Genomic DNA, 4,450 nt, shown 5'->3' on the forward strand with positions numbered 1-4,450 from the left:
ATTCTCATTTTTTTGACCTGTTCATAACAAAGCAGATTGCTGTGTTTACCTGTCACTGCTATAGTTCACAGCTGCAATGAATGATTCGGTGATTTTTTATTCTTTACCGTCCATTTTTGAGCAAAATAGTGAGTAGACTGCTAAGCGTCAATGTGCTGCACATGGCGTAAGACACTATTGAGCGAAGCTATCTTGTTGCTCTACTCATCGTCATTTCATGTTGAGTATTTTCCGCCAATACGCGGATCGCAGGCAATCGTGTGCGTGCGATAACTGAAGTGCCCTAGAGCATCCCCTCCAGCCGGGAGGCTGCACCTTTTAGTCATGGGATCTGGCACCGTGAAAACGAAACCCAGCAACAAGTCCAATAATCAAAACTAAAGAAAGATAACGAGATTTTTAAATGAAAAGAATGCTAATTAACGCAACTCAAAAAGAAGAGTTGCGTGTCGCGCTGGTTGATGGCCAACGACTTTTTGATCTAGACATCGAAAGTCCAGGGCATGAATCTAAAAAGGCGAACATCTATAAAGGACGTATCACCCGTGTTGAACCGAGTTTAGAAGCTGCATTTGTTGATTACGGCGCTGAACGTCACGGTTTCCTTCCTCTCAAAGAAATTGCCCGCGAATATTTCCCTGATGGCTACACTTACCAAGGCCGTCCAAACATCAAAGAAGCGCTTAAAGAAGGCCAAGAAGTTATTGTCCAAGTTGAAAAGGAAGAGCGAGGCAGCAAAGGCGCTGCGTTGACCACTTTCATTTCTCTTGCTGGTAGCTACCTAGTTCTTATGCCAAACAATCCTCGTGCCGGTGGTATTTCACGCCGTATCGAAGGCGATGAGCGTACCGAATTAAAAACCGCATTGAGCAGTTTAGAGCTTCCTCAAGGCATGGGCCTTATCGTTCGCACTGCAGGTGTGGGCAAAAGTGCGGAAGAGCTAGAGTGGGACTTAAACGTTTTGCTCAATCACTGGAGCGCAATCAAACAGGCTTCCGATTTGCGTCCTGCACCGCTACTTATTCACCAAGAGAGCAACGTCATTGTACGCGCAATTCGTGATTATCTGCGTCGTGACATTGGTGAAATTCTAATTGATAGCAACACAATTTATGAACGTGCCCTTGAGCACATTCGTTTGGTGCGTCCTGATTTCGTGAGTCGTGTAAAAAAATACGACGGTGAAGTACCCCTATTTAGCCATTACCAAATTGAAAGCCAAATCGAATCGGCTTTCCAGCGTGAAGTGCGTTTGCCTTCTGGTGGCTCTATTGTTATCGACCCAACCGAAGCATTGACCTCAATTGATATCAACTCTGCTCGTGCAACAAAAGGCGGCGATATTGAAGAGACGGCGCTTAACACCAACTTAGAAGCAGCCGATGAAATTGCTCGCCAATTACGTCTGCGCGATTTGGGCGGATTAGTGGTTATCGATTTCATCGATATGACTCCTGTTCGTCACCAACGTGAAGTAGAAAACCGTTTACGCGATGCCGTACGCCTAGATCGTGCTCGCGTACAAATTGGCCGAATTTCACGTTTTGGCTTGTTAGAAATGTCGCGTCAGCGCTTGAGCCCATCACTTGCCGAAGCAAGCCACCATATCTGCCCACGCTGCTCTGGCACCGGAGTGGTTCGTGATAATGAATCTCTTGCGCTCTCTGTTTTACGTCTCATTGAAGAAGAAGCACTAAAAGATAATACCGCTCAAGTTATGGCGGTGGTTCCCGTTCCTATTGCATCTTATCTACTCAATGAAAAACGTCGCTCAATCAATCATATTGAACGCATTCAAGAAGTCGAGATCACCATTGTCCCTAACTCTGAAATGGAAACGCCTCATTTTGAAGTGATCCGTGTCCGTGAAGGGGAAGAGCAAGAAATACTCTCTTACTTAGTGCCAATGAAACTAGAAGCACTGAAAGAAGCAGAAGGTAAAGAAAGCTCAGATATCGATTTCAAACCAAAACGCATTGAAGAACCTGCGTTGAAAGGGTTTGCTGCTCCAGCACAAACTATTCCAGCTCCAACACCTAAAGCAGAGGTAGCGGTTCCAGTCAAAGAGATCGCTGTTGAACCAGGTAAACCAGGTCTATTTGGCCGCATCGTTAAAGCTCTTGGTAGCATCTTCTCAACCACCACGGAAGAGGTGAAAACTGAGGAAGAGCAACAAAAACAAGAAAACGAACGTAGCCAAGCACCACGCCAGCGTCGTGATCGAAATGACCAACGTCGTCGTAACGGACGCGGTGAAAATGTTAATCGCGACAACGCAAACCGTGACAGAAACAAACGTAAACCTGTCAATACCTCTGCTCTTGTTGAAGAAACACAAGACAAAGAAATTGTTGCTACTAACGAGCCTCGTAAGACACAAGCTCGCAAGCCAAAACAAGAGCGCCGCAACAAGCGTGATGACAGCAAATCTGAAAAGTTAGCGGAGCAAGGGCTACAACTTGCGGCTGAAGCGCAAGCCGTTACCTTGACAGCGAATGAAGATAAAACGGAAGAGAAAACGGCAAAAGTCAAAGAACGCCGTCAACGCCGTAAGTTAAACAAACAAGTTCGTGTAAAAGATCAGACAATCGCTCAAGAACAACCAGAAGCTGAAATGTTGATCAATACAACCCCGGCAGCAGAGGTTATTGAAGCCGTAAAAGCTGAAACAGCACAATCTGTTGAGACATCGGTTGTTACACAAAATGACGACAATGAGAATGACGATCAAAATCAACGTCGCAATCGCCGCTCCCCTCGTCATTTACGAGCCAGTGGTCAACGTCGACGCCGTGGTCGTGATCGTCGCCCTAACCCATTCCGTTTACGCAAAGGTGGGGTTGCCTCTCCTGAGATGGCAATGGGTAAAGTGATGCCTCGTTATGACCTCTCTAAACCTGTGTATCAAGCACCGGTAACAGAGCAAGTCGCAGCGGTTGAACCTGTTCAACAAGTGGCAGATGTCGTAGATAACAATACCGAGATAACGTTAGGTGGTTTTGCTTTCCCTGAAATGGCAATGGGTAAGGTCATTATTCGCCACGAAGAGAACCAGAGCGTCGTTGAAGAACCTGTTACAGTCTCTTTGCAGGACGCTATTGAACCTCAAGTACCATCGGCAGTGGTAACAGAATCGGTTTCAGTCACAGAATCGGTCACTGTAGAAGCCGTTATTTCAGAGCCAGTGATCGCAGAAGTTGTTATTGAAAAGACTACCGCTATTGAGCTCGTTGTCGAAGAAAAAGCCACGACAGAGAAAGTACCAGCATTGAAGGTTGAAGCAGTAACTAAGGCACCTGAAGCCGTATTACCCAAAACAATCAAAGCGCATGCATTCTCTCCGATGACCAAAGCCTCAGGCTCTTTGTTGCTCAAAGAGATTGAAATCGTATCAGCACCTTTCCATGCTGAACGAATTGCAACTCGTGCAGCAGGCAGCCAGTCAGCGCAAAGTCAAGCTGGTGCGGCAATGACTAAACCACAGTATTAATCTCTGAACCGAGTTTAAATACCATTAAAGGGCTGCATTCGCAGCCCTTTTTATATTCCGCTTGCCCAATATCTCTGCATCTCATAGCATTGCCTCTTTCTTGTCACTCAAAATGGACTTCCATGACTTGGATCTTATTCACCCTTCTGGCCGCATTCATGCAATCTTGGCGCAATGCATTCCAAAGTCGCTTAGCAACTGAGGTCAGTACTACTGGTGTTACCCTTGCCCGCTTTCTTTGGGCTGGCCCTATCGCGGCTCTCTATCTCATCACTTTGTATCATTTCATACCCGCGAAATTACCTACATTGTCATTGACCTTTATCGCTTTCATTATCGGCGCGTCATTGATGCAAATCGTCGCGACAGCGCTCATGGTTAAGCTTTTTAAATTAAATAACTATGCCGTAGGTGCTGGGCTAGCCAAAAGCGAAGCCTTAGTTGCCGCTATTTTAGGGATGATTTTTTTTGGGACTCATTTGACAGGCTTGGGCTGGATTGGCGTCATCGTTGGTGGCATTGGTGTATTTTTGATGAGCACGCACGGCAATATTAAGCAGCTTTCAATGCCAACTGTTTTACTGGGATTAAGTTGTGGTAGTGCCTTTGCACTCACTTCATTGTGGGTACGTGAAGCCAGCTTAGCACTTGGCTTACCCTTTCCACACAGTGCTGCTTGGGTATTATTGTTGGTCATTTCACTGCAGACTTTATTACTGCTAATTTACCTAATGGTGACCGACAACAACTCATTAAAACAATTATGGGTAAGACCTAAGCTAACGCTATTAACCAGCACAAGTAGCTGTCTTGGTTCTATTGGTTGGTTCAGTGCAATGTCTCTTCAAACCGTACCTTATGTAAAAACTTTAGGCCAAATTGAGATCTTTTTTACGATGTTAATTTCTATTTTTTGGCTAAAACAATCGGTGAAAATTAAAGATGGGCTGGGGCTTGTTC

The 4,450-nt window shown here is 45.5% G+C and carries 2 protein-coding genes; both read left to right on the plus strand.

What is annotated here, in order from left to right; genetic code table 11:
* Positions 1 to 403 precede the first annotated feature (403 nt).
* On the plus strand, positions 404 to 3,490 hold the full coding sequence (rne, locus tag AACQ17_RS06635) for a ribonuclease E (RefSeq protein WP_094147848.1): 3,087 nt from the start codon (positions 404 to 406) through the stop codon (positions 3,488 to 3,490).
* A gap of 122 nt (positions 3,491 to 3,612) precedes the next feature.
* Positions 3,613 to 4,450: DMT family transporter (locus tag AACQ17_RS06640; RefSeq protein WP_094167775.1), on the plus strand; the 838-nt coding region annotated here is incomplete at its 3' end.

The sequence above is a fragment of the Vibrio sp. V10_P2A27P122 genome, from assembly GCF_963874335.1.
GTDB lineage: Bacteria > Pseudomonadota > Gammaproteobacteria > Enterobacterales > Vibrionaceae > Vibrio > Vibrio anguillarum.

Bases quoted from the DNA above. Each gene is read 5' to 3' on its own strand.
- rne (WP_094147848.1), top strand. From the start codon at position 404: ATGAAAAGAATGCTAATTAACGCAACTCAAAAAGAAGAGTTGCGTGTC.